The sequence below is a fragment of the Achromobacter sp. genome, from assembly GCF_032102605.1.
Taxonomy (GTDB): Bacteria; Pseudomonadota; Gammaproteobacteria; order Burkholderiales; family Burkholderiaceae_B; genus Achromobacter.
Window position 1 is genome coordinate 285,653 of record NZ_DAMDGT010000002.1, and the last position, 25,217, is coordinate 310,869.

Annotated in this window: 20 protein-coding genes and 1 pseudogene; 6 read left to right on the forward strand and 15 right to left on the reverse strand. The window is 67.2% G+C overall.

The features are described from left to right. From RT614_RS06030 to fabI, 3 genes are all read left to right on the forward strand, one after another. Window positions 1-945, forward strand: a complete 945-nt coding sequence (locus tag RT614_RS06030; protein ID WP_313620988.1) for a phosphate acetyltransferase — start codon at window positions 1-3, stop codon at window positions 943-945. A 97-nt stretch (window positions 946-1,042) separates the two neighbouring features. Continuing rightward, the gene (locus RT614_RS06035; protein WP_313620989.1) at window positions 1,043-2,227 is read left to right on the forward strand and encodes an acetate kinase; all 1,185 of its coding nucleotides are present in this window, start codon (window positions 1,043-1,045) and stop codon (window positions 2,225-2,227) included. Then, window positions 2,224-2,997 (forward strand): enoyl-ACP reductase FabI, encoded by a 774-nt coding sequence (gene fabI, locus RT614_RS06040; protein WP_313620991.1) that lies wholly within the window; start codon window positions 2,224-2,226, stop codon window positions 2,995-2,997. Before RT614_RS06035 ends, fabI begins: the two co-directional genes overlap by 4 nt. A 36-nt stretch (window positions 2,998-3,033) precedes the next feature. Here the strand turns inward: fabI and RT614_RS06045 are convergent, their stop codons facing one another. The 4 genes from RT614_RS06045 to tkt all read right to left on the reverse strand — a co-directional run bounded on the left by RT614_RS06045 (window position 3,034) and on the right by tkt (window position 9,257). After that, window positions 3,034-4,722, reverse strand: a complete 1,689-nt coding sequence (locus RT614_RS06045; RefSeq protein WP_313620993.1) for a SulP family inorganic anion transporter — start codon at window positions 4,720-4,722, stop codon at window positions 3,034-3,036. A 182-nt stretch (window positions 4,723-4,904) separates the two neighbouring features. After that, window positions 4,905-6,101, reverse strand: coding sequence for a phosphoglycerate kinase (locus tag RT614_RS06050; protein WP_313620995.1), 1,197 nt, complete (start codon window positions 6,099-6,101; stop codon window positions 4,905-4,907). Between the two features lie 93 nt (window positions 6,102-6,194). After that, on the reverse strand, window positions 6,195-7,205 hold the full coding sequence (gap, locus tag RT614_RS06055) for a type I glyceraldehyde-3-phosphate dehydrogenase (RefSeq protein ID WP_008162963.1): 1,011 nt from the start codon (window positions 7,203-7,205) through the stop codon (window positions 6,195-6,197). Between the two features lie 15 nt (window positions 7,206-7,220). Beyond that, complete coding sequence (gene tkt / locus RT614_RS06060; RefSeq protein WP_313620998.1) at window positions 7,221-9,257, reverse strand: transketolase; 2,037 nt, start codon at window positions 9,255-9,257, stop codon at window positions 7,221-7,223. Window positions 9,258-9,468: 211 nt separating this feature from the next. On the opposite strand from tkt, the gene RT614_RS06065 reads away from it, so the two are divergent. Beyond that, window positions 9,469-10,200: a 16S rRNA (uracil(1498)-N(3))-methyltransferase gene (locus tag RT614_RS06065; RefSeq protein WP_313621000.1), complete on the forward strand. Its 732-nt coding sequence runs from the start codon at window positions 9,469-9,471 to the stop codon at window positions 10,198-10,200. A 151-nt stretch (window positions 10,201-10,351) separates the two neighbouring features. On the opposite strand, the gene RT614_RS06070 is transcribed toward RT614_RS06065, so the two are convergent. From RT614_RS06070 to RT614_RS06085, 4 genes are all read right to left on the reverse strand, one after another. Continuing rightward, complete coding sequence (locus RT614_RS06070) at window positions 10,352-10,819, reverse strand: barstar family protein (RefSeq protein ID WP_313621002.1); 468 nt, start codon at window positions 10,817-10,819, stop codon at window positions 10,352-10,354. Next, window positions 10,816-12,045, reverse strand: a complete 1,230-nt coding sequence (locus tag RT614_RS06075) for a patatin-like phospholipase family protein (protein ID WP_313621003.1) — start codon at window positions 12,043-12,045, stop codon at window positions 10,816-10,818. Before RT614_RS06075 ends, RT614_RS06070 begins: the two co-directional genes overlap by 4 nt. Beyond that, the gene (locus RT614_RS06080; RefSeq protein WP_313621004.1) at window positions 12,026-14,314 is read right to left on the reverse strand and encodes an NADP-dependent malic enzyme; all 2,289 of its coding nucleotides are present in this window, start codon (window positions 14,312-14,314) and stop codon (window positions 12,026-12,028) included. The genes RT614_RS06075 and RT614_RS06080 overlap by 20 nt, the downstream gene beginning before the upstream one ends. Before the next feature lie 131 nt (window positions 14,315-14,445). Further along, window positions 14,446-15,333 carry an FAD-binding protein gene (locus tag RT614_RS06085; RefSeq protein WP_313621006.1) on the reverse strand — a complete coding sequence of 296 codons (888 nt, stop codon included), beginning with the start codon at window positions 15,331-15,333 and terminating at the stop codon, window positions 14,446-14,448. Between the two features lie 43 nt (window positions 15,334-15,376). Between RT614_RS06085 and RT614_RS06090 the strand changes: the two genes are divergently transcribed. Then, window positions 15,377-16,537, forward strand: a complete 1,161-nt coding sequence (locus RT614_RS06090; RefSeq protein ID WP_313621007.1) for a pyridoxal phosphate-dependent aminotransferase — start codon at window positions 15,377-15,379, stop codon at window positions 16,535-16,537. A gap of 55 nt (window positions 16,538-16,592) precedes the next feature. On the opposite strand, the gene RT614_RS06095 is transcribed toward RT614_RS06090, so the two are convergent. After that, window positions 16,593-17,411, reverse strand: coding sequence for a lytic transglycosylase domain-containing protein (locus RT614_RS06095; RefSeq protein WP_313621008.1), 819 nt, complete (start codon window positions 17,409-17,411; stop codon window positions 16,593-16,595). 82 nt (window positions 17,412-17,493) lie between these two features. On the opposite strand from RT614_RS06095, the gene ubiD reads away from it, so the two are divergent. Next, window positions 17,494-19,038, forward strand: coding sequence for a 4-hydroxy-3-polyprenylbenzoate decarboxylase (ubiD, locus tag RT614_RS06100; RefSeq protein ID WP_313621010.1), 1,545 nt, complete (start codon window positions 17,494-17,496; stop codon window positions 19,036-19,038). Window positions 19,039-19,127: 89 nt separating this feature from the next. On the opposite strand, the gene RT614_RS06105 is transcribed toward ubiD, so the two are convergent. The 6 genes and pseudogenes from RT614_RS06105 to RT614_RS06130 all read right to left on the reverse strand — a co-directional run. Then, window positions 19,128-19,484 carry a hypothetical protein gene (locus RT614_RS06105; protein ID WP_313621011.1) on the reverse strand — a complete coding sequence of 119 codons (357 nt, stop codon included), beginning with the start codon at window positions 19,482-19,484 and terminating at the stop codon, window positions 19,128-19,130. Between the two features lie 2 nt (window positions 19,485-19,486). Further along, window positions 19,487-19,903, reverse strand: coding sequence for a phage holin family protein (locus RT614_RS06110; RefSeq protein ID WP_313621013.1), 417 nt, complete (start codon window positions 19,901-19,903; stop codon window positions 19,487-19,489). 67 nt (window positions 19,904-19,970) lie between these two features. Then, entirely contained in the window at window positions 19,971-20,288 is a 318-nt protein-coding gene (locus tag RT614_RS06115; protein WP_056326638.1) for a YqjD family protein, read from the reverse strand. A gap of 83 nt (window positions 20,289-20,371) precedes the next feature. Then, window positions 20,372-21,097, reverse strand: a complete 726-nt coding sequence (locus RT614_RS06120) for a hypothetical protein (protein ID WP_409558433.1) — start codon at window positions 21,095-21,097, stop codon at window positions 20,372-20,374. Between the two features lie 165 nt (window positions 21,098-21,262). Next, window positions 21,263-23,983 (reverse strand): molybdopterin-dependent oxidoreductase, encoded by a 2,721-nt coding sequence (locus RT614_RS06125; protein WP_409558428.1) that lies wholly within the window; start codon window positions 23,981-23,983, stop codon window positions 21,263-21,265. Window positions 23,984-23,989: 6 nt separating this feature from the next. Then, a pseudogene (locus RT614_RS06130) lies at window positions 23,990-25,207 on the reverse strand (NAD(P)/FAD-dependent oxidoreductase); the annotation flags it as partial. Between the last annotated feature and the right edge of the window lie 10 nt (window positions 25,208-25,217).

Consider the following 25,217-nt stretch of genomic DNA (forward strand, 5'->3'; position numbering starts at 1 on the left):
ATGAGCCTGCCCACGTCCACGCACTACGACAAACTCATTGCGCGCGCGCAGACGCTGGAACCTGCCGCATGCGCCATCGCCCACCCCTGCGACGAGCCCTCGCTGTCTGCGGCGCTGGAAGCTCGCGACCTGGGCCTTCTACGGCCCATCCTGGTCGGCCCCGAGGGCAAGATCCGCGACACGGCCGCCCAGTTCAAGCTGAATCTTGGCGATGCCCGCATCGTCGACGCGCCCCACAGCCACGCGGCCGCCGAAACGGCCGTGGCGCTGGTGCGCAGCGGCGAGGCCGCGCTGCTGATGAAGGGCAGCCTGCACACCGATGAATTGATGCACGAAGTGGTGGCGCGCACGACCGGGCTGCGCAGCGGCCGGCGGATCAGCCATGTGTTCATCATGGAGGTGCCGACGTATCCCGAACCGCTGTTCATCACGGACGCGGCCATCAATATCTTCCCCGACCTGGAAACCAAGGCCGACATCATCCGCAACGTGATCGATCTGCACCGCGGACTGGGCCTGGGCGAACCGCGCGTGGCCATCCTGTCGGCGGTGGAACAGGTCACCCCCAGCATCCCCAGCACCATCGAAGCCGCGGCGCTGTGCAAGATGGCCGATCGTGGCCAGATCGCGGGCGGCGTGCTGGACGGTCCGCTGGCGCTGGACAACGCCATCAGTCCCGACGCCGCGCGCATCAAGGGCATCCGGTCGCCCGTGGCCGGCGTGGCGCAGGTGCTGATGGTGCCCGACCTGGAAGCCGGCAACATGCTGGCCAAGAACCTGACGTTCCTCGCGAACGCCGAAGCTGCAGGCATCGTGCTGGGCGCGCGCGTGCCCATCATCCTGACCAGCCGCGCCGACAGCCCACGGTCGCGCCTGGCGTCGTGCGCGGTGGCGGCGATCTACGCCAACCACCTTGCGCAGGAGCAGGCCCGGCCATTGGCGTAGGCGTGGATTCACCCCGGCTTCCAGTTCATCACCGGCAGGTCGCCCACCCTGCGACAACGCGCTTGCGCAGCCTGCCTCAACGTGGAATCACAGCGCCATGAGCGACACCATCCTCGTCATCAACGCCGGCAGTTCCAGCATCAAGTTCTACCTGTACGACATCGACGGCAAGCAGGAACTGGCGCCGCGACTGGGCGGCCAGCTGGAAGGCATCGGCACCACCCATCCCAGGCTGCGGGTGCGGGATGCAACCGGGCAGACGCTGGTGGAACGCGATATCGCGCCCAGCCACGCTCCCGACGTGCCCAACGCGCAGGAAGTCGTGGGCACGTGGCTGAGCGGTCACCTGGGGGGCGCGCCGTTGGCGGTGGGACATCGCGTGGTGCATGGCGGCCCGGACCTGTCCGAGCCCGTGCTGATCGACGACGCCATCCTGGCCAGGCTCGAAACCCTCACGCCGCTCGCCCCGCTGCACCAGCCGAACAACCTGGCGCCCATCCGCGTGATCCGCGACCGCCGGCCCTGGATTCCGCAGGTCGCCTGCTTTGACACCGCATTCCATCGCAGCCACTCCGACGTCGCGGACCGCTACGCGCTGCCCGAGCGCCTGTATCTGGAAGGCGTGCGCCGCTATGGCTTTCACGGGCTGTCGTACGAATACATCGCACAGCGCCTGAAACAGGCGCTGCCTGACCTCGCCATGGGCAAGATCGTCGTGGCGCACCTGGGCTCGGGCGTATCCGCCTGCGCCATGCACCACGGCAAGAGCGTGGACAGCACCATGGGCTTCACCGCCATGGAAGGCCTGCCCATGGGCACGCGCCCCGGCCGCCTGGACGCGGGCGTCGTGCTGTGGATGATGGAACAGGGCATGAGCCACGACGAGATCGAGCACATGCTGTATCACGACTGCGGCATGAAGGGGCTGTCCGGCATCAGCAACGACATGCGCGAACTGCTGGCCAGCGATGCGCCGTCCGCCAAGCTGGCGCTCAAGTACTTCGCGTGGCGCGTCGCCGAAGGCATGATCGGCCTGGGCTGCGCCATGAACGGCATCGACGGCATCATCTTCACCGCCGGCGTGGGGGAAAACTCCGCGGACATCCGGCAGGCCATCAGCGAACACTGGGGCTGGCTGGGCATCAAGCTCGACCCCGAGCGCAACGCCCGTCACGGGCCGCGCATCTCCAGCGACGACAGCCGCATCGGGGTCTACGTGGTGCGCACCAACGAAGAGCTGATCATCGCGCAGCACACCCTTGCCCTGGTGCGCCAGCAATGAGCGCGCTGCTGCCGCTGGCGGGCAAGCGCGGCCTGGTGACCGGCATCGCCAATGCCGACTCGATTGCCTGGGGTTGCGCCAAGGCGTTTCGCGCGATGGGAGCCGAACTGGCCGTGACCTACCTGAACGACAAGGCGCTGCCGCACGTGGCGCCGCTGGCCGCACAGGTGGGCGCGCCGCTGCTGATGCCGATGAACCTGCTGAACGACGGCGAGCTCGAAGCCGTCTTCGACCGCATCACCGACGAATGGGGCGCGTTGGACTTCGTGCTGCATTCCGTCGCCTTCGCGCCGCGCGACGACCTGCACGGTCGCGTCACAGACTGCTCGCGCGCGGGCTTCTTGCAGGCGATGGACGTGTCGTGCTGGTCGTTCATCCGCATGGCCAAACTGGCCGAGCCGCTGATGGCCAACGGCGGCGCCTTGTTCTGCATGAGCTACTACGGCTCACAGATGGTCGTCGAGCACTACAACATGATGGGACCGGTCAAGGCGGCGCTGGAGTCCGCCACGCGCTATCTGGCCGCGGAACTGGGACCGCAGGGCATCCGGGTGCATGCGATATCGCCGGGGCCCTTGAAGACGCGGGCCGCGTCGGGCATTGCGGAATTCGATTCGATGCTGGATCGCGCGCAGGCCAAGGCGCCGGCCCGCAGCCTGGTTTCCATCGACGACGTCGGCGAAGCCACCGCCTGGCTGGCCACCGACGCGGCGCGCCTGATGACGGGACAGACGCTGTACATCGACGGCGGATACCACATCATCGACTAGCGTCGGGCGCCCTGTCGAAGGCGCCGGGCGCAGACGCTACGCCAGCGTGTCCGGCGGACCCTGGCGCCATCGTTCGATGGCGTCGACCGCCTGCTCCGGGCTGCCAAAGATCTTGTCGCTGCCGATCTTCTTGACCAGGCCCGAGCGCTGCAGGGCCGTGCGGAATTTGCCGTGGCCACCCGCGACCAGCAGCGTGACGCCGCGCTCGTCCAGCACGCGCTTGAGTTCGTACAGGGCTTCGACGGCATCGGCGTCCGCCTGCGTCATGGCCTCGGCGTCCAGCACGAACCAGCGCACGTCGCCCGCCTGGTCAATGATCTCGCGCGCGCGGCGGCGGAAGGCGTCGGCATTGAAGAACCACACCGACGATTCGAACAGCCAGATCACGGCGCCGGGCACCGGCTGCGCCTCCGGATTCAAATGCAGCTTGCCCAGCACGGATTCGCCGGGCAGGCGGCCCAGCAGCGCATCGCGCGGGTTGCCCGACACATACATGGCGTACAGCAACGTCGCGCCTACCGAGACGGCCACGCCTTGCAGCACCCCGAACCCCACGACGCCCACCGCCGCCAGCACGCCGAACGCCAGCTCGATACGCGAAATCCTGGCAAGACGCATGAAAGCATGCCCGTCGAACAGGCTGGCCGCGGCCAGCAGCAGGATCGCCGACAGCGCCGCCTGAGGCAGCCAGTACAGCGGAGCGCTCAGCAGGCCCACCACCACCGCCAGCGCGGCGGCGGCGCTGATACTGACGATGGGCGACGAGCCGCCCGCCACCAGGCCGACCGCCGTGCGCGAGTCGGCGCCCGTCACCACATAACCCTGGAACAGGCCCGCAGCCACGTTCGCCGCGCCAAAACCAACCAGTTCGCGGTTCGGATCCACGTGTTCGCCCGAGCGCGCCGCAAAGCTGCGCGCCGTCACGATGCCGCTGGAAAAGCTGACCACCAGCACGCCGACTGCGCCCAGCAGAATGCTGTCCAGGCCTTCCAGCCGCACGGGCAAGCTGAATGCGGGCAGGCCGGCGGGCACCTCGCCCACCACCGCGATGCCCAGCGCCGGGAAATTGAACAGCCAGGACAACAGGCAGGTCCCGACCACGAGCAAAATGGGCCCCGGCCACTTCGGCCGCAAGCGCTTGACCGCCACCAGGAACACGCACGAGACAAGTCCCAGCAGCAACGTGGGGATCCGGATTTCGGCCAACCGGCGCGACAGCTCCAGGAATGGGTGCACCAGACCGCTGTTGCGCAGGCCCACCCCCGTCAGGCCGCTGAGCTGCGACATCGCCAGGGTGATCGCCACGCCCGCCATGTAGCCGATCAGCACCGGCCGCGACAGCAGATTGGCCAGAACGCCCAGGCGCAGGACGCGGGCGATCAGGCACCCCACGCCCACCGTCAGCGCGATGGCCGTGGCGCCCAGCAGGCGGTCTTCGGGGGTGGTCAGCGCCATGCCCGTCAATGTGGCGGCGATCAGCGTGCAGGTGGCGGTGTCGGGGCCCACGATCAGCGTGCGCGACGAGCCGAACAGCGCGTAGCCCAGCATGCCCGCAATGGCGGCCCACAGGCCCGCGACCGGGGGCACGCCCATCATGGCCGAATACGCCAGGCCCACGGGCAGCGCCACCGCCGCGACGCTGAGACCCGCGGTGACGTCGCGTCGCGCCGATTCCCGGGTGACGCCGCGGAAATTGTTCAGCCCGGGAAGAAAACGGAGATTCATGGTGCTGCGGGACGACCGAAGTGAAAATCCCGCCAGGCGCGGGACGACCGCCAAGCCTACACCAACCCCACGGCGCGCAGCGCGCGGGGGCTCAAGGCAATGAGGATTTTAGTGCTTTGACCGGAAACCGTGCGCCAGAACGGCGCCGGGGGCCTGGAGACCCAGGCCCCGGTCGTGCGGGTTTACTTCTGCGCCCGGGCTTCCAGGACGGCCACGGCCGGCAGGGTCTTGCCTTCCAGGAACTCCAGGAAAGCGCCGCCGCCGGTCGAGATGTAGCCGACCTGTTCGCCAATGCCGTACTTGGCGATGGCGGCCAGCGTGTCGCCGCCGCCGGCGATCGAGAAGCCTTCGGAGTCGGCGATGGCGCGCGCCACCACTTCGGTGCCATTGGCGAACTGGTCGAATTCGAACACGCCCACCGGGCCGTTCCAGACGATCGTGCCGGCACGCTTCAGGATCTCGGCCAACTGCGCCGCGGTCTGCGGGCCGATGTCCAGAATCATGTCGTCATCGGCCACATCGGTGGCCGCCTTGACGGTGGCTTCGGCGTCGGCGCCGAAGGCCTTGGCGCACACCACGTCCACCGGGATCGGCACGGCCGCGCCGCGCTTTTTCATGATGTCGATGACGGCGCGCGCCTGGTCGACCTGGTCGGGCTCGGCCAGCGACTTGCCGATGGACAGACCGGCGGCCAGCATGAACGTGTTGGCGATGCCGCCGCCCACGACCAGCTGGTCGACCTTGTCGGCCAGCGATTGCAGGATCGACAGCTTGGTCGACACCTTGGAGCCGCCCACGATGGCGACCAGCGGACGCTTGGGGTCATGCAGGGCGCGGCCCAGGGCGTCGAGCTCGGCTTCCAGCAAGGGGCCGGCGCAGGCCACGGGCGCAAAGCGCGCGATGCCGTGCGTGGTGGCCTCGGCGCGGTGCGCGGTGCCGAATGCGTCATTGACGTAGACGTCGCACAACGCCGCCATCTTCTTGGACAGGGCCTCGTCGTCCTTCTTTTCGCCGACGTTCACGCGGCAATTCTCCAGCAGCACCACCTGGCCGTGATCGACCTTCACGCCGTCGACCCAGTCGCGCACCAGCTGCACGGGCATGCCCAGCAGTTCGGACAGACGCTGGCCGACCTTGGCCAGCGAATCGGCGTCGGTCAGCACGCCTTCTTTCGGGCGGCCCAGGTGGGACGTGACCATCACGGCGGCGCCGGCGTCCAGCGCCAGGCGGATGCCGGGCACCGAGGCGCGGATGCGGGTGTCTTCGGTGATGCGGCCGGCATCGTCGAATGGCACGTTCAAGTCGGCGCGGATGAACACACGCTTGCCGGACAGGTCGCCGGCCTTGGCCAGCGCAGACAAAGTATTGACCTTGGACATATTTGGATTCCTACGGTAGGCGAACAAAGGGGACGAACCCATTTTCCGCAATGGCGGAAAACAAATCCGTCCCCTTATGGACTGGCGGAGTGCTTACTTGGCCGACATCAGCGCGACGGTGGTGTCGAGCATGCGGTTCGAGAAGCCCCACTCGTTGTCGTACCAGGACGAGACCTTGACCAGGCGGCCCGAGACCTTGGTCAGCGACGCGTCAACGGTGCTGGAGGCCGGGTTGTGGTTGTAGTCCACCGAGACCAGGGGTTCGGTGTTGTAGTCCAGGATGCCCTTCAGTTCGCCTTCCGAGGCGGCCTTCAGGATGCTGTTCACTTCTTCGGCGGTCGTGTCGCGGCTGGCCACGAACGACAGGTCGACCAGCGACACGTTGATGGTCGGGACGCGGATGGCGTAGCCGTCCAGCTTGCCGTTCAATTCCGGCAGGACCAGGCCCACGGCGGCGGCGGCGCCGGTCTTCGTGGGGATCATGCTCATCGTGGCCGAACGGGCGCGGCGCAGGTCTTCGTGGTAGACGTCGGTAAGGACCTGGTCGTTCGTGTAGGCGTGAACGGTGGTCATCAGGCCGTTTTCCAGGCCCAGCTTGTCGTTCAGCGGCTTGACCAGCGGGGCCAGGCAGTTGGTGGTGCACGACGCGTTCGAGATGACGGTGTCGGTCGACTTCAGGACGCCGTGGTTGACGCCGTAGACGATGGTGGCGTCGACATCCTTGCCGCCCGGGGCCGAGATGATGACTTTCTTGGCGCCGCCCTTGATGTGCGCGCCGGCCTTTTCCTTGGTGGTGAAAAAGCCCGTGCATTCCAGCACGACGTCGACCTTCAGTTCGCCCCACGGCAGTTCGGCCGGGTTGCGGTTGGCCAGCACGCGGATCTTGTCGCCGTTGACGACCATGAACTCGCCGTCGACTTCGACGGTGCCCGGGAACTTGCCATGGGCGGTGTCGTAGCGCGTCAGGTGCGCATTCGTCTTGGGATCGCCCAGGTCGTTGATGGCGACGATTTCGATATCGTGCTTCTTGCCACCTTCGTAGTGGGCACGCAGGATGTTGCGGCCGATGCGACCGTAACCGTTGATGGCGACGCGAATGGTCATGACTAAGCTCCTTTTTTACAAAACTTGCTTGACGGTCTCGGCCACCTTGTCGGCGGTCAGCCCGAAGAACTTGAACAGTGCGCCGGCCGGCGCGGATTCACCGTAGCGGTCGATGCCGACCACGGCGCCTTCCAGGCCCACGTACTTGTGCCAGAAGACGGTGACGCCGGCTTCGACGGCAACGCGCGGCAGCCCCTTGGGCAGCACGGATTGCTTCCAGGCGGCGTCCTGCTTGTCGAAGACGTCGGTGCTGGGCATGGACACCACGCGCACCGCGATGCCGTCCTTGGCCAGCTGCGCCTGCGCGTCCAGCGCGATGGCGACTTCCGACCCGGTGGCGATGATGATGGCGCGGGCGCCTTCGGCGTCGCGCAGCACATAGCCGCCGCGGGCGATGGCGTCGACGGTGGCTGCGTCGCGTTGCACGAAGGGCAGGTTCTGGCGCGACAGCAACAGGGCCGTGGGGCCGCCGTCATGCACGTCCATGCCGATGCTGGTGGGACGCGTCACGGCGGCATTCCAGGCCACGGCGGTCTCGGTGGTGTCGCAGGGGCGCCAGAGCGACAGGTTGGGGATCAGGCGCAGGCTGGCCGCGTGTTCGATGGACTGGTGGGTCGGGCCGTCTTCGCCCAGGCCGATGGAGTCGTGGGTGAACACGTGGACGACGCGCTGCTTCATCAGCGCGGCCATGCGGATGGCGTTGCGCGAGTAGTCGGAGAACGTCAGGAACGTGCCGCCGAACGGCAGGTAGCCGCCGTGCAGGGCAATGCCGTTCATGATGGCGGCCATGCCGAATTCGCGCACGCCGTAGTTGATGTGACGGCCGAACTGGATGCCTTCGTCGGCGGCGCGCACGGCGGCGACGCCCTTCCAGTCGGTGAAGTTGGAACCGGTCAGGTCGGCCGAGCCGCCCAGCATTTCGGGCAGCAGCGGCGCCAGCGCGGCGATCGCGAACTGCGATGCCTTGCGCGTGGCCACGGTTTCGGCCTTTTCCAGCGTGGCGTTCAGGAAAGCCTTGAACTGTTCGTCGTAGCCCTTGGGCATTTCGCCCTTCATGCGGCGGGTGAACTCAGCCGCTTCAGCGGGGAATTCGGCGGCGTAGGCGTCGAACGCGGACTGCCATTCGGCCTGTTCGGCGGCGCCTTGCTTGCGGCCATCCCAGCCGTCGTAGATGTCTTGCGGAATCTGGAAGGGTTCCGACGACCAGCCCAGCGCGGTGCGCGTGGCGGCGATCTCGTCCTTGCCCAGGGGCGCGCCGTGCACGTTGTGCGTGCCGGCCATGTTGGGCGAACCCTTGCCGATCACGGTGCGGCAGACGATCAGGGTGGGCTTTTCCGATTGCGAGCGCGCGGCCTTGATGGCGGCGTCCACGGCGGCGACGTCATGGCCGTCCACGCCACGGATGACGTTCCAGCCGTAGCCTTCGAAGCGCTTGGCGGTGTCGTCGGCGAACCAGTGTTCGACGTGGCCGTCGATGGAAATGCCGTTGTCGTCATACAGCACGACCAGCTTGCCGAGCTTCAGCGTGCCGGCCAGCGAGCACACTTCGTGCGAGATGCCTTCCATCAGGCAGCCGTCGCCGGCGAAGGCGTACGTGTAGTGGTCGACGATGGTGTGGCCGGGCTGGTTGAATTCGGCGGCGAGCAGCGCTTCGGAGAGCGCCATGCCCACGGCATTGCCCAGGCCCTGGCCCAACGGACCCGTGGTGGTTTCCACGCCCGGGGTGATGCCCACTTCGGGGTGGCCGGGGGTCTTGGAATGCAGTTGGCGGAAATTCTTGAGTTCTTCGATGGGCAGGTCGTAGCCCGTCAGGTGCAGCAGGGCGTAGATCAGCATCGAGCCGTGGCCGTTGGACAGCACGAAGCGGTCGCGGTTGGCCCAGGCGGGATCCTTGGGGTTGTGGCGCAGGTTGCCGGCCCACAGGGCCTGGGCGATTTCCGCCATGCCCATGGGAGCACCCGGATGCCCGGAGTTCGCTTGTTGCACGGCATCCATCGCGAGGGCGCGGATGGCATCCGCCAAGGCAAGTTTAGGGGCGGTCGGATTGCTCATTCGGAAGGCTCTTTGAAACTGGCGCGCCTACGTAGGAAATAGGGCCAGTTGAGTAGGTTGCGAAGCAGGTGATTTTAGCATCAGGGGATTTCCCGGAGGCCATCGCCCGGATGCCCTATGTAATCGTGCGTTTCCAGCGGAATCGGCAGCGAGCAGTGGTAGCCTACGCGTACTCGAAAGCCCCCCTCGTTCCCGGATTTCCGCAGCACCCATGTCCGCCCCCCGTTTCTACTGCGACGCCCCCCTCTCCGCTGGCGCGCGCATCGCCCTTCCCGAAGCCCTGGCCCATCACGCCCTGCGCGTGCTGCGCCTGCGAGCCGGCGAGGCTATCGCCCTGTTCAACGGCCTTGGCGGTGAATATCCGGGCGTATTGGAAATCGACGGCAAAGCCGGTTACGCCCAGTTGGGCGATTTCGATCCGCGCGAAGCCGAGCTGGCCGGGCGCATCACGCTGGTGCAGGGCCTGCCGTCCGGCGACAAGATGGATTGGGTCGTGGAAAAAGCGGTGGAGCTGGGCGCCGCCCGGGTCTGCCCCATCGCGGCGCAGCGCAGCGTGCTGCAGCTGTCGGGCCCCCGGCTGGACAAGCGCGTGGCGCACTGGCAGCGCATCGCGCAGTCGGCCGCCGAGCAATGCGGCCGAAATCGGCTGATGGCTGTCGACGCACCGATGTCGCTGTCGGAGTGGCTGGCCCAGCCCGCCGACGGCCTGCGCCTGCTGTGCCACCCCGAGGCGCAGGAAGATCTGGCGGGCAAGCTGCGGGGGACACCGGGTGTGCAGGCCCTGACCCTGCTGGTGGGGCCCGAAGGCGGATGGTCGGACAAGGAAGTGGAGCAGGCCCGCCAGGCGGGCGTGCAGAGCGTGCGATTCGGCCCCCGGGTGCTGCGCACCGAAACCGCCGGCCTGGCGCTGTTGTCGGCCGTCAGCGCGCTACTGGGCTGGTAGTCCGGTCTGTGGCGGGACGAACAGCCCTGGCGCGAGCGGTTACGCGGGCAATGAAATGGCCGGATTGCGCCCGGCCGTAAGCCAATGGAAAGATCGGACTTACGCCCGGCCAGCACGCCAATAAAAAGGCCGGGTTGCCCCGGCCTCTGTGTCAGTCGCTTTCGCCGTAGGGCGCCGCGGCCACCCCGGGCTCGGGGTCGGGGTGCTTGCCCGCATGTTCGATCACATATGCAAACACGCGGCCGTTTTCGTGCGCGAAGTCCGCCGCGTCGGAGCAGACGGTTTCGATGCGCCCGGCGTCCTCTTCCAGCGCCGGATCGCCGGAATGCAGCCGGTACAGCCAGAGCACCACGCCGGACTTGTGATCCAGCACCGTGTCGCACAGGCAGTCGTACAGGGCATCCAGATTGCCGCCGAAATATTCCGGGAAGTCCACGGCCTTGACGATGGCGCGCAATACCGCCGAGCGGCTGCGGCAGGGGTCGCAATTGGCGACAAACAAGGACAGGCCAAGTTCGTGCGCGGCGTCCACCACCGCCTTTTTGTCCAACCCTTCATGAGCCAGCGCTCCGCCGCGCATGAGCTGCCGCTGCAAAGTAGATTGGCCGTTGCGCGTCATGCCTGTGCCTCCCTGAAAAAGGCGATCACTTCGTCGTTACGCTGCATCGTATCGGCATAACCCAGTTCAATCAATCGCTTGGTGTAGCTGGCTTCGAACAAGAGGTAGGACATTAGGGCCCCTCCTCCTGGACGGCTTGGATCGGACGATACACCGAGTACGCGGAAAAGAGCACGCGCCTGGGCGGGCATGTCTTGCAGATGCTCAAGCGCCATCAGGTCCAGCGACTGGCTGGGCGTGATCGTCAGCACTTCGATGCGACGGACGGTGGCCGGGGCGCCGTTCGGGCCGGCATGGTCCATCAGGTAATTGATCCGCTGCAGGCGCTCGACGTCGGCCGACAGGCCGTCGAGGAAGATGCTGGACAGCGCATGGCCGCCCACCTGCGCCAGCGACGGGTATGGCGGAGAGTCCTCGCGGTTCTCCGGGTGGGTGTCGTCGCGGTAGCCCGTGCCGATGACCAGCACGCGATGCGCCCCGAGGTGGATGGCCGGGCTGATGGGGGCCAGCTGGCGCATGGAGCCGTCGCCGCACCACTCGCCCTTGCCGTGCACCTGGATTTGCCGCGCGGGAAAGACGAACGGAATGGCCGACGACGCCATCAGGTGGTCGATGCCGATCGGCATGGGAAGGGCCAGCCGCAAATAGCGGTGCCAGGGCTCGATGGCGGTATGCGCCTGGTAGAACGTCAGGTGCTCGCCGCTGGTGTAGCCCGACGCCGTGATGGCCAGTGCGGACAGCGATCCGCTTTCCAGGTTGGCGCGCAGGTTCTGGAAGTCCAGCACCCGTTCCAGCAGGGCCTGCATGGGCGCATTGTCCAGCAGGGAATGCGGCCGCTTGCGGGTCAGGCCCGAGTACATCCAGCCCAGCGACAGCAGGCCCAGCCACCGCACGCCGGTGCGGATGAGGCCCGGCGCGTCGGCCCGGTAGATCATGTCGGTATTCAGCGACGACCACAGGCGGCGGATGCGCCGCACGCCCAGATGGGGCCGGTCGGCGCGGCATGCCAGGGCGGCCGCATTGATGGCGCCGGCGGACGTGCCGCAGATGATGTCGAAAGGGTTCTGGAAACGGGAATGCCAGTCGGGATCCAGCAGCTCCATGATGGCGCTGAGCACCCCAACCTGGTAGGCGGCACGCGCGCCCCCTCCCGTCAGGACCAGGCCGGTGGGCGTGCGCGGGCACGCCCTTCCGGCAGGCGTCACTTCAACGCGGAGTATTGACATCGACGACCGTCATCGCCGTCATGTTGACGATGCGGCGCACGGTGGAGCTGGACGTCAAAATATGCACCGGCGCATTCGCGCCCAGCAGGAACGGGCCCACGGCGACGTTGCCGCCCGCCGCGGTCTTGAGCAGGTTGTACGCGATGTTGCCCGAGTCCACGTTCGGGCACACCAGCAGGTTGGCCTCGCCCTTGAGCGTGGACGACGGCAGGATGCGCATGCGCAGCGCTTCGTCCAGCGCGCAGTCGCCGTGCATCTCGCCGTCGATCTCGAGTTCGGGATCCATCTGGCGCACCAGTTCCAGCGCCCGGCGCATCTTGGCGCCCGACGCCGAACTGCCCGAACCGAAGTTGGAGCGCGACAGCAGCGCGGCCTTCGGCGCCAGGTACATGCGGCGCATCTCGCGGGCCGCGGCCACCGTGAATTCCGCGATCTGTTCCGCCGTGGGCTCGTCGTTCACGTGCGTGTCCACCAGCACCACCGTGCGCTCGTTGAGCAGCAGGATGTTCATGGCGGCGTACACGTTGTGGCCCGGGCGGCGGCCGATGACCTCGTCCACGAAACGCAGGTGGTCATGGTAGGCGCCGACCGTGCCGCAGACCATGCCGTCGGCGTCGCCCAGGTGCACCATCATCGCGCCGATCAGCGTCATGCGGCGACGCATTTCCACGCGCGCCATTTCCTTGGTGATGCCGCGACGGCACATGCGTTCCCAGTAGGTGGTCCAGTACTGGTGGAAGCGCTCGTCGTATTCCGGATTGGTGACTTCGACGTCCTCCCCCAGGCGCAGGCGCAGGCCCAGCTTTTCAATGCGGGTCAGCAGCACCGAGGGGCGGCCCACCAGGATCGGGCGGGCCAGGCCTTCGTCGACGACCACCTGCACCGCGCGCAGGACGCGCTCGTCCTCGCCTTCCGCAAAAACGATGCGGGCCGGACCGCCTTCGCGCACGATGCGCTTGGCCGCCGAGAACAACGGCTTCATGAACGCGCCGGAGTGGTACACGAACTGCTGCAGCTGTTCTTCGTAGGCTTCCAGGTCGGCCAGCGGGCGCGTGGCCACGCCGCCTTCCATGGCGGCCTTGGCCACCGCCGGCGCGATGCGCACGATCAGGCGCGGATCGAACGGCTTGGGGATCAGGTATTCCGGACCGAACGAGATGTCGTAGGTGCCATAGGCCGCCGCCACGACTTCGTTCTGCTCTTCTTCAGCCAGTTCGGCGATGGCGTAGACCGCCGCCTTTTCCATTTCGCGCGTGATGGTCGTGGCGCCCACGTCCAGCGCGCCGCGGAAGATGTACGGGAAGCACAGCACGTTGTTGACCTGGTTCGGGTAGTCCGAACGGCCCGTGGCCATGACCACGTCGTCGCGCACGCCGTGCGCCACTTCCGGCAGGATTTCCGGCGTGGGGTTCGCCAGCGCCAGGATCAGCGGACGCGTGCCCATGGCCGCCACCATATCCGGCTTCAGCACGCCGCCTGCCGACAGGCCCAGGAACACGTCCGCGCCGCTGATCACGTCGGCCAGCTTGCGGGCGTCCGTCTTTTGCGCGAAACGCGCCTTGTCCGGATCCATCAGCGTGGTGCGGCCTTCGTAGACCACGCCTTCGATGTCGGTGACCCAGATGTTTTCCAGCGGCAGGCCCAGGTCCACCATCAGATCCAGGCAGGCCAGCGCCGCGGCGCCCGCGCCCGAGGTCACCACCTTGACCGACTTGATGTCCTTGCCCACGACCTTCAGGCCGTTGATGAAGGCGGCCGACACGGTAATGGCGGTGCCGTGCTGGTCGTCATGGAAAACGGGAATCTTCATCCGTTCGCGCAGCTTGCGCTCGACGGTGAAGCATTCCGGGGCCTTGATGTCTTCGAGGTTGATGCCGCCGAACGTGGCTTCCAGGCCGGCGATGATCTCGACCAGCTTGTCCGGATCGGTTTCGTTGATTTCGATGTCGAAGACGTCCAGGCCGGCGAACTTCTTGAACAGCACCGCCTTGCCTTCCATCACCGGCTTGGAGGCCAGTGCACCGATATTGCCCAGGCCCAGCACCGCGGTGCCGTTGGTGATCACACCCACCAGGTTGCCGCGGGCGGTGTAGCGAAACACGTTCGCCGGGTCGGCTACGATTTCCTCACAGGCCGCCGCCACGCCGGGCGAATAAGCCAGCGCCAGGTCGCGCTGGTTGGTCAGCTGCTTGGTCGGCGTGACCGAGATTTTGCCGGGGCGCCCGTGCTCGTGATATTCAAGGGCGGCTTTGCGAAGGTTGGCATCCATTTGGCGGCTACTGGCTAGTTGTGACACAGAAAGAGGGAGGAATTCTATTCCCATGACGGACGGCGCGATACATCCGCGGTGTCCGCCCCTTGATGGCGAGCGACGGAATCTTACAGCAAGCTGAACGACTGTCAGACATCCTGGACCACGAACGAGGGAAACCGTCCATCCGGATCAAACTGCGTCTTCACCTTGCCGTCCAGGCGGAACGTGGCCAGGCCCGGCGTTTCCGGCTCGGGTCCGGTTTCGGCCCAGGCGGGCGCGTCGGCCAGCACGACGGCCTGCACCCAGGCCAGCGTGCCGCCATGTCCCAGCAGCAGGTGAGCCAGATTCACCGTGGCGGGCGCCTCGGGCTTGAGCGCGTCCAGCCGGTAGCGTCCCAGCCAGTGATAGCCATCCCGAGTGGCGAAGGCGTCGCCGCCCGATGCAAGCTGGAACAGCGTGGGCACCAGGCGCTGTACCGTCGCCGATCGCAGCGGCTGCACGTCGGCCTCGCCGAACGGACCCAGGGATTCCTCAACGCCGTCGGCCAGCAGCACGTCCGCGGCCACGAGGCCCGAGGCGGCGCATCGGCCCGCCGACCAGGGCGCCGGGGCGGCCAGCCATTGCGCTATCGTCATTTCCCCCGGCAGGTCAGCGAACTGCCGCAGCCCCGCGCGCGTCAGGTCCGCCAGCCGCACGCCGGGCTGGACGCGCCAGGTGGACGGCTCGCCCGCCAGCCGCGTCAGGCCGTCCAGCAGCAGGGGATCCACCCGCAGGCGCGGCCGCGCGGATGACGCAAACGGGCCCGCCGCGCCTTCGAGTTCCAGCACCACGCCGTATTCCGCGCACAGCTTGCGAGCCTGCACGACGTCGGACTCTCGCGCCGGAGTGAGGATCGCAGAGGCGCCTTGCGTCCCGCCCTCGCCCAGGTCGCGGACCTGGCCCTGGCACACCAGCGCCAGGCGTTGCACAAAGGCGGCCCACGGCGTCTGGACGGGACGGCGACCGAGGAGGAAGGCGCGCCGGGAAGGCTGCATGACTACAATTCCTTTTTTGCTAGATGACGCTTTCGAGAAAACAATGCCCCGCCTTGCCGACCGCACCCACGATTTCCTGACGTTCCAGGTAATGGAACTGTTCAAGCAGGCGCAGGCGCTGCAGGCGGCGGGCAAGGACATTATCAGCCTGGGCATCGGCGAACCGGACTTTACCGCGCCACCCCAGGTGGTGGAAGCGCTGGACCGCGCGGCCCGTGCGGGCCTCAGCGGCTACAGCCCCGGCGCCGGAATCGCGCCGCTGCGCGAGGCCATCGCCCAGTTTTACCGCGACCAGTTCGGGGCCACGATCGATCCCCGCCGCGTCATCGTGACGTCGGGCGCGTCCGGCGCGCTCACCCTGGCCTGCGCGGCGCTCGTGAACACGGGCGGTGAAGTCCTGATGCCCGATCCGTCCTACCCCGCCAACAGCAATTTCGTACTGGCTGCCGGCGGCGTGCCGCGCCTGATTCCCAGCACGGCCGAAAAGCGCTTCCAGCTGTCCGCCGACGACGTGGCCCGGCACTGGACGCCGGCCACCCAGGGCGTGCTCGTGGCGTCGCCCAGCAATCCCACCGGCACGTCCATCGCCCACGGCGAGCTGTCTGAACTGCTGGCGCAGGTGCGGGCGCGCAACGGCTTCGCCATCGTGGATGAGATTTACCTGGGCCTGTCCTATGACGGCCAGCCGCGCTCGGCGCTGACGCTGGACGACGACATCATCGTCATCAACAGCTTCTCGAAGTACTTCCACATGACGGGATGGCGCCTGGGCTGGATGATCGTGCCCGAAGGCATGGTGGCGGCCGTCGAGAAAATCGCGTCCAGCCTGGCCATTTGCGCACCCACCCTGGCCCAGCATGCCGCGTTGGCCTGCTTCACGCCCGCCGCGCTGAAAATCTTCGAACACCGCCGCGAGGCCTTCAAGCAGCGCCGCGACTACCTGCTTCCGGAGTTCGAGCGCCTGGGCATCCACGTGCCGGTCAAGCCGGACGGCGCCTTCTATATCTATGCCGACATCAGCAACCTGGGCATGGACAGCGCCGCGTTTTCGCAGCGGCTGTTGCTGGAGGCCGGCGTGGCCGCCGTGCCTGGGCTGGATTTCGGACCGGCCCATGCCGCACACACCATGCGGTTTTCCTATGCAACGGGGCTGGACCGCCTGGAAGAGGCAGTCGCCCGCATGGGCGTGCTGCTGGGACGCTGAGCCCGACGTAAAAGGCGCGCCATCGATGGCGCGCCTTTGCCGGATGACGCGCGGATCAGTCGCGCGCCAGAGCGATGCCGGATGCCAGCGCCAGACGGCGGCGTTCCGCCTGCACCTTGGCGCCATAGCCATTGTCGTCCGGCCCGGTGGAACCCACGTAACAAGCCAGACCGCCGTCCACGGAACCACGGCGGTTGATGCAATCGCGCAGGATCGTGGCGCCGACTCCGATGTTGGCGACGGGATCCAGGGCGGTCTTGCCCACGGCGTCGAACTTGTCCTGGTGCACGCTGGTCATGACCTGCATCAGGCCCTGCGCGCCCACGTGGCTCTCGGCCAGCGGGTTGTAACGCGATTCGATGGCGATCACGGCCAGGACCAGCAAGGGATCAAGCTGCTTGTCACGGCTGACCTTGTACACGGTGTTCAACAGCGGGCCAGTCGCGTCATACGCGACCTTGTACTTGCGCGAGATATAGTTGCGCAAGGCTTCCGCCTGCGGGCCCGTTGCCGCCGAAGCGGTCTTCTTGGGCGCGGGCGGCGCGACGCGGGCCGGCCCCAGCATGCCGGTGGCATTGCTGGCGGGAGCGGTGGGTACGGCCATGGCAATTGCCGACGCAGTGTCGGAACCCAGATCGGAGCCGGCTTCGATATCGGAGCTGGCCTGCATGGATGAAGGCGCTAGGGCGGTCAACAAGGCTTTGTGCACTTGCAATGCCTGGTCGCGCAAACCAGGCAGGGCGAATCCCATGCTTACCGTCACAATGACCGCGATGCCCAGATAGACGGAGCAAATGCGCAGGGATTCGGCAAGATATTGGTGCACTCCTTGGGCCATGTTCCTGAACAGGCTGGCCACTGACGCATCGGGCATAAAAACCTCCTGCGTGTAAAAGAGGGAGTCAATGTTAACCTCTCTTTGAACCTGAAATGTAACCAAATCGCTGGGATCTGTAGTGAAATACCGCGACCTTAGAGACTTCATCGCCCAACTCGAACGCATGGGCGAGCTCAAACGCATTGCCGCGCCGGTCTCGACGCGGCTCGAAATGACGGAAATTTCCGACCGCGTGCTGCGCGCCGAAGGGCCCGCCCTGCTGTTCGAAAAAGCCCTGCACGATGGCCAGCCCGCGCAGATGCCCGTGCTGGCAAATCTTTTCGGCACCCCTTCCCGCGTCGCCCGCGGTATGGGCGCCGACAATGTCAGCGCTCTGCGCGACATCGGCGAGCTCCTGGCGTCGCTGCGCGAACCTGAAGCGCCCAAGGGCCTGCGCGACGCGCTGGCCAAGGTGTCCATGCTGAAGTCCGCGCTGTGGGACATGAGCCCAAAGAACGTGAAAAGCCCCGCCTGCCAGGAAATCGTCTGGGAAGGCAAGGACGTGGACCTGACCCGCCTGCCGATCCAGACCTGCTGGCCCGGCGACGTGGCCCCGCTTCTGACATGGGGACTCGTCATCACGCGCGGGCCCAACGCAAAGCGCCAGAACCTGGGCATCTACCGCCAGCAGCTGCTGGGCCCCAACAAGCTGATCATGCGCTGGCTGTCGCACCGCGGCGGCGCCCTGGATTTCCGTGACCATGCGATCGCACATCCGGGCACGCCCTTCCCCATCGCCGTTGCGCTGGGCGCGGACCCCGCCACCACGCTGGGCGCCGTCACCCCCGTGCCGGACAGCCTGTCCGAATACCAGTTCGCCGGCCTCCTGCGCGGCTCGCGCACCGAGGTCGCCCAGGCGCTGGGCAGCAACCTGTCCGTTCCGGCGTGGGCCGAGATCGTTCTTGAAGGCCACCTGCTCCCGTCGTCCGACCCGCGCGCCATCAAGCCCGTGGTGCCCGAAGGCGTCAATCCGCCGCCGGATTCCGGCTACGAAATGGCGCTGGAAGGCCCGTACGGCGACCACACCGGCTACTACAACGAACAGGATTGGTTCCCGGTTTTCACGGTGGAACGGATCACGATGCGGCGCAATCCCATCTATCACTCCACCTACACCGGCAAGCCGCCCGACGAGCCCGCCGTGCTGGGTGTCGCGCTGAACGAGGTCTTCGTGCCCCTCTTGCGTCGCCAGCTGCCGGAAATCGTGGATTTCTACCTGCCGCCCGAAGGCTGCAGCTACCGGCTGGCCGTCGTGTCGATCCGCAAGCAGTACGCCGGACACGCCAAGCGCGTCATGTTTGGGCTGTGGAGCATCCTGCGCCAGTTCATGTACACCAAGTTCATCGTGGTGGTGGACGAGGACATCGATCCGCGCGACTGGAAGGAAGTGGTGTGGGCGATGACCACCCGCATGGATCCCGTGCGCGACACCCTGCTGGTGGAAAACACACCCATCGACTATCTGGACTTCGCCTCGCCGGTTTCCGGCCTGGGCGGCAAGATGGGCATGGACGCCACCAACAAGTGGCCCGGCGAGACCAACCGCGAATGGGGCACCCCCATCACGATGGATGCCGACGTCAAAAAGCGCGTGGACGACATCTGGGGCCAACTGGGGCTGTAAGCGTCTACCGTCAGGCGCGCGTCAAACAAAAACCCCGCCATGAAGGCGGGGTTTTTGTTTTGGCGCTGGGGTATCAGCAAACCGGGGGTTCAATCCCTGTCCCGATCGTCGCGCATGCCGCGCCACGTCTTGAACAGTTGCCAGCCCACGAACGCGCCGCCAGCAAGCTTCAGCAGCTTGGACCGTTTGCCCCCGCCCATGACCATGGCCGACAGCGACGAGCTGACGATGGGGTAACGGCGCGCCAGGCTGATGGCCTGCAAGGCCCAGCGTGAAGCACCGCCCGACGCCAGCCCGGGCAGCAACCCCCGGATCAACGCAGCGGGTTCCAGCCGGCGGCCGGTGGAGACGATGCTTTGCGCCAGCGACTCGCGCTCGATCGCGGCGCGGGCGCGCAGCAATTCGATGCGCACGGCGCGGTCGACGGTGGGAGATCGTTTATGCATGCTCAAGTCTCCTCGCGCCGCCGCGCCGCCGAAGGCTCATCGGCGGTGGCATCGCGCACCCGTTCGAAGAGTTCGGCGTCGCGGCCCAGTTCTTCAAGCGTGGCGGAAAACGGCGTCGGCCCGTAGACGAGCCCGTGGCGCACCACCAGCAGTAGGACGACACCCGCGACCCCATAGAACCCCGCCAGCAGGCCCAGGGCCAGATAGCGGTCTTCAGTGGGCCAGAAGGCCACGGCAATGGCGATGGTGGCCACCAGCACCGCCAGCGTCAGGAACAGCAAGGCCGCAAACGCCAGGCCCAGCACCTTTAGCAGGCGCGCCTTTTCGTCCGCGGCTTCCAGAGCCAGCAGCTCCAGCCGCGTGCGCATCAGCCCGACCAGGCTGGAGGCGACACCGAAAACAGATTTTCGCAGACCCATGGCTGAAAGAACGCCGGGCGGCAGGCGCCGCGAAACGCTGCGCCTGCCGCCCGGACGCCCTGCCCTGTCAGCGGCGGCTGATCAGCAAGCCGAGCAGCAGGCCGGTCACGCCTGCAACTCCGATGGCTTGCCAGGGATTGTCGTGCACGTAGTCGTCCGTTGCGCGGGCAGCCTTGCGGCCACGTTCCAGCACGGCGTCCTGTGCTTCATAAAGGGCCTCGCGAGTGCGCCTGAGCGAAGTCAGCGCGCGATCGCGCAGTTCGTTGGCCTTGTCGCCCGTGCTGCTGGCCGCTTCGCGCAGCAGGCTTTCGGCGTCATTCAGGCTGGTCTTGACACTGTCGATGAGTTTTTCTTTTGCGACGTCTTCGGATTTTCTCGTTGCCATTTTCTGAGCTCCTGTTGTGTGTCCATGACGAAACGATGATACCAGCCGCCATGCGGCCGAAACCGCATGCTTGCTACCGGGTGCTACTTGATCTGCGTAATCTCAACCGCGGATTTCACGCCGCCCTGATCGATGTCCTGCTTCATCACCAGGTTCACGGCCGGGCAATACCAATCGGTGACCGTCGTGTTCATTCCAGGGATGGGAATCGTCAGGCCCTGAAAAGTGGCCATCGTGGGATCTGAATTGCGTGTGTACGTGATGGGATGGCAGGACTGCTTGCCCAGGGCGGTGGCCAACGTCGCCTTTTGCCCGACGGTTTTTTCGCCGATGCGCACGGTGGTGCTGGGTTGGCCTCCCACGGGAGCTTCCTTGCCGATCTTCAGGCGGAACGACGAACCGGGCAGCTTCTGGCCGGCATCAAGCTTGCCGTCGTAGGCAAAGAGGCCAAGCATGCGAAGGTCGAACTGGCCTTCGGAGGGTTTGGGCGCTTCGCCGGCGCTGGCGTAGCGCAGGAAGGTGGCCTGCCCGCCCTTGACCGTCATGAGGTAATCGAGCTTGGACTTACCGGGCGGCAGGCCCGCGTAGCTGAATCGCGCCACGCCCTGCACCCGCGCGCGACAATTGTCGCCATTGCTTTTTGTAACTTCGGCGAAGGTCAGATCGGCGCCCAGCGCCAGATTGCCGGTGCCGGTAAGCTGCACCGCGCCGCCGTCGTGCATGAACTGCGCGTCGCATACGCCGGCTTGCGCCGTGGCGGCCGCGCCCAGCGCGCCCGCCGCAAAAACCAGGGATGCCATTTTTCGCATCGTCGTCACAAGCCACTCCAGAAATCCGAAAAATCGCCGCCCGCGCTGGGGGACGGCTGGCTTGATACTACACCGGTTGCCGCGCCGGGCGTATGTCGGAACGTGTCGGCCAAAAGGCGCTTTCTGCCACCGCTTTCCGCGCCGTATGCGGCGCGGGTGTCCCCGCTATGCCATCGCCTGCGCGGCAGGGCTGCGCTCCATCAGCGACTTTATCTCCGGCACACACGAGCCGCAACCGGTGCCGCAGCCCAGCGTTTCCTTCAGCGCCGCCAGGTCGCAACCGCGCTCAAGGCCGTCCAGGATGGCGGCCTCGCTCACCCCTTTGCAGACGCAGATGGTGCGAGATCGAACGGCTCCCGACACGCGCCCCGTCAACAGCGCCGCGACGCTGGCTGGCGCCTCGCCGCCAGCCGCCCAGGCCAGCAACGCGTCCTGCGCGCGCAGGTCTCCGGTAAGCAGGAATGCGCGCAGCTCGCCCTGTCCGGCCGCGACGCGGCGCAGGCAGCCGCGGGCTGGATCGTCGTACGCGACGTCGGGGCGACGCAGGTCCAGCGCATCGGCCAGTTCCCGCAGCAGCCCGGCGTCGGGTGCGGTGCGAGCCGCAAGCCTGAGCCGGACGCCGCCCGCACCGACCGGAAGCACGACCGCGTAGTCGAAGCGGCCCAGCCACGGCGCCAGGCGCGCGCGCAGGGACGCGCCATCGCCTTGCCGCCACGCCGCGGCCTGCCAGGCGAGGCCCGCCGGTTCGGCGCGCACGGCGCTGAACTTGAGTTCCGGCTGGCGCGATATCGGATCGGAGGCGGAATTCGTCAGCGCGTTCACGCCCAGTCCCGCCATGAACGCGCTGCCCCAATGCATCGGAACGAAGGCTTGGCTGGGCCGAACGGCGTCGTCCGGCTGCGCCGGCAGCACCAGGCTGCCGCGCGGGGAATGCAGCCGGACCAGGGCGCCGGGGGTAAGGTCCAGGCGGCGCAGGTCGTCGGGATGCAGCGACACGCAGGGCTCTTCGACGTGCTGCGTCAGCGCGGGCGCCAGCGACGTGCGCGCCATCGTGTGCCAATGATCGCGCAGCCGGCCGGTCGTGAGCTGCAGGGGAAATTCATCTGACACCGTCTCGGCGGTGGGCCGCCAGGACACGTCGCAGAAGCGGGCACGCCCGCTTGCCGTGGGAAAAACGCCGTCGGCATACAGGCGCGCCGCGCCCTGGCCCTGGCGATACGGCCACTGCTGCGGCCCGCTGCGCGCCAGCGCGTCATAGTCCAGCGCGCTGTAGTCCAGATCCCGGCCAGCCGTCATGCGCGCATGTTCCGCGAAGACCTCGCTCTCGTCGCGATAGGCGAAGAGCCCCGCCTTGTCCGGCGCGATGCTTTTGGCAAGCCGCTGGGCCACCGCCTGCGCCAGCCGCCAGTCGGACTGCGCGTCGCCCGGCGGCGCGATCGCGGCGCGCACACGGCTGATGCGCCGTTCGGAATTGGTCACGGTGCCGGATTTCTCGGGCCAGGTCGCCGCCGGCAGCACCAGGTCGGCATACGCCAGCGTCTCGGTGCCGGCGAACGCCTCCTGCACGATCACGAACTCGGCGCGTTCCAGCGCCGCGCGCACCCGGGCCTGGTCCGGCAGCGACTGGGCCGGATTCGTCGCCGCAATCCACAACACCTTGATGCGCCCTTCCAGCACGGCATCGAACATGTCCAGCGCCGTCGCGCCCGGCGCCTCGGGCGGTTTGTCCACGCCCCACAGGCGCGCGACGTCGGCACGGTCTTTGGCCGAGGCGGGATCGCGATGGCCCGGCAACAACGTCGCCATGCCGCCCGCTTCGCGGCCGCCCATCGCGTTGGGTTGCCCGGTCAGGGAAAACGGCCCGGCGCCCGGACGTCCGATCTGGCCGGTCGCCAGGTGCAGGTTTATCAGCGCGGTGTTCTTGTCCGTGCCCGCCACTGACTGGTTCAGGCCCATCGTGTACAGCGACAACGCCGCGCCCGCCTGGCCGAACCAGCGCGCCGCCTGGACGATGTCCCGCGCCGGCACGCCGCAGATGCGCTGCGCCGCATCGGGTGTGTACGCCTGCACACGTTCCCGCAGCGCCTCGAAGCCCTCGGTATGGCGCTGGATGTAGCCAGGATCGACCAGTCCTTCGCGCAGCATCACGTTCAACATGGCGTGAAAAAGCGCCACGTCCGACCCCGGCGCCAGCGGCAGATGCAGGTCGGCGAATGCGGCGGTGTCGGTGCGCCGCGGATCGGCCACGATCACCTTCATGCCGGGCCGGCTTGCGCGCGCCGCTTCCAGCCGCCGGAAAAGCACCGGATGCGCGTAGGCCATGTTGGACCCGGCGATCAGCACGGTGTCCGCCAGCTCCAGGTCGTCGTAACAGGCGGGCGGCGCGTCGGCGCCCAGCGTGCGCTTGTAGCCCGACACCGCGCTGGACATGCACAGGCGCGAATTGGTGTCGATATTGTTCGTGCCGGCCAGCGCGCGCGCCAGCTTGTTGAAAACGGCGTAATCCTCGGTCAGCAACTGGCCGGACAGGTAAAAGCCCACGGAGTCCGGGCCATGCCGGCCGATCGCGCCCGCCAGCCGGTCCGCGGCCATGTCCAGCGCATGGTCCAGCCCGATGTCCCGCAAGGGCTGTCCGCGCGCCGCGCGCCACTGCGCGGACAACACCCGGGCGCCGTCGCGCCGCACGGTGTCCGCCAAGGCCAGGCCCTTGCTGCACAAGCGTCCCCGATTCGCGGGGTGCGACTCGTCGCCGCGCACGCCCACGACCGTGTCGTTGCGCACCTGCACGCGTACGCCGCAACCCGTGCCGCAATAGCAGCAGATCGACGCGACTTCGCGTTCGCCTTCGTGCCGGATATCGATTCGGCGAGCCATCGGCATATCCATTCCCTACTCCCCCGCCGCGCCTTCGCCAAGCATGAGTTGGTCGCGCAATGCGCCGATTCCAGCGCCCTCGCGAATCAGGCGCACATACCATGCGCTGTCGGCCGTGTCCCCGTACAGGCAGGCGCCCACAAGTCGGTCGTCGCGAATCACCAGCTTTTTGTAGACGCCGCCCGGCATGTCGGCGAGAGTGATCGTTTCGGCCTGGGCCCCGCCCGCGAAGTCGCCGGCCGAAAACAGGTCGATGCCGGTGACCTTCAGCTTGGTCGACGTGACGCTTCCTTCGTACCGGCCGATGCCGTGCAGCGCAAGATGGTTGGCCGCCACCTTTGCCTGTTCGAACAGGGGCGCGACCAGGCCGTAGGCCGTTCCCCGGTGGCTGACGCATTCGCCCACCGCGTAGATGCGCGGATCGAACGTCTGCAAGGTGTCGCTGACCACCACGCCGCGGTCCACGTGCAGGCCGCAGCGCTGGGCCAGCTCCGTGTTCGGCCGCACCCCGGCGGCCATCACGACCAGATCCGCGGGAATTTCATCTCCGTCCGCGAAACGCACCGCCCGCACGCGCCCGTCGGTCCCGCCCAGGATGGCCTGCGTCTGGCGCTGCAATAGGAAACGCAACCCGCGGGCTTCCAGGTTTTGGCGCAGCAGGGCGGCGGCCTCGCCGTCCAGCTGCCGGTCCAGCAGCGCGGCGCCCAAGTGAACCACGGACACGTCCATACCCCGGGCGGCCAGCCCGTTCGCGGCCTCAAGACCCAGCAGCCCACCGCCGATCACCACCGCATGCCGGTAGCGCTGGGCGGCGTCGATCATCAGGTTGACGTCGTTGATGTCTCGAAACGCGATCACGCCTTCGAGGTCGTGCCCCGGCACCGGCAGGATGAATGGCTTGGAGCCGGTGGCAAGCAGCAGCCGGTCGTAGGGCGTGTGCGAGCCATCGTCGGCCTGCACCATGCGCCGCGCCCGGTCGATATGCGTCACCTTGCGGTTGAGCAGCAGCCGAATGCCGTGGCGGGCATACCATTCCTCGTCGTTGAGCACGATGTCCTGCAACGTCCGCTCGCCGGTCAACACGGGCGACAGCAGGATGCGGTTGTAGTTGACATGGGGCTCCGCGCCGAACACCGTGACGTCATAGAGGTCCGGCGCCAGCTTCAGCAATTCCTCGACGGCGCGGATGCCGGCCATCCCGTTGCCCACCACCACCAGCTTCTGCTTCGCGTCCATGGCCAGCCCC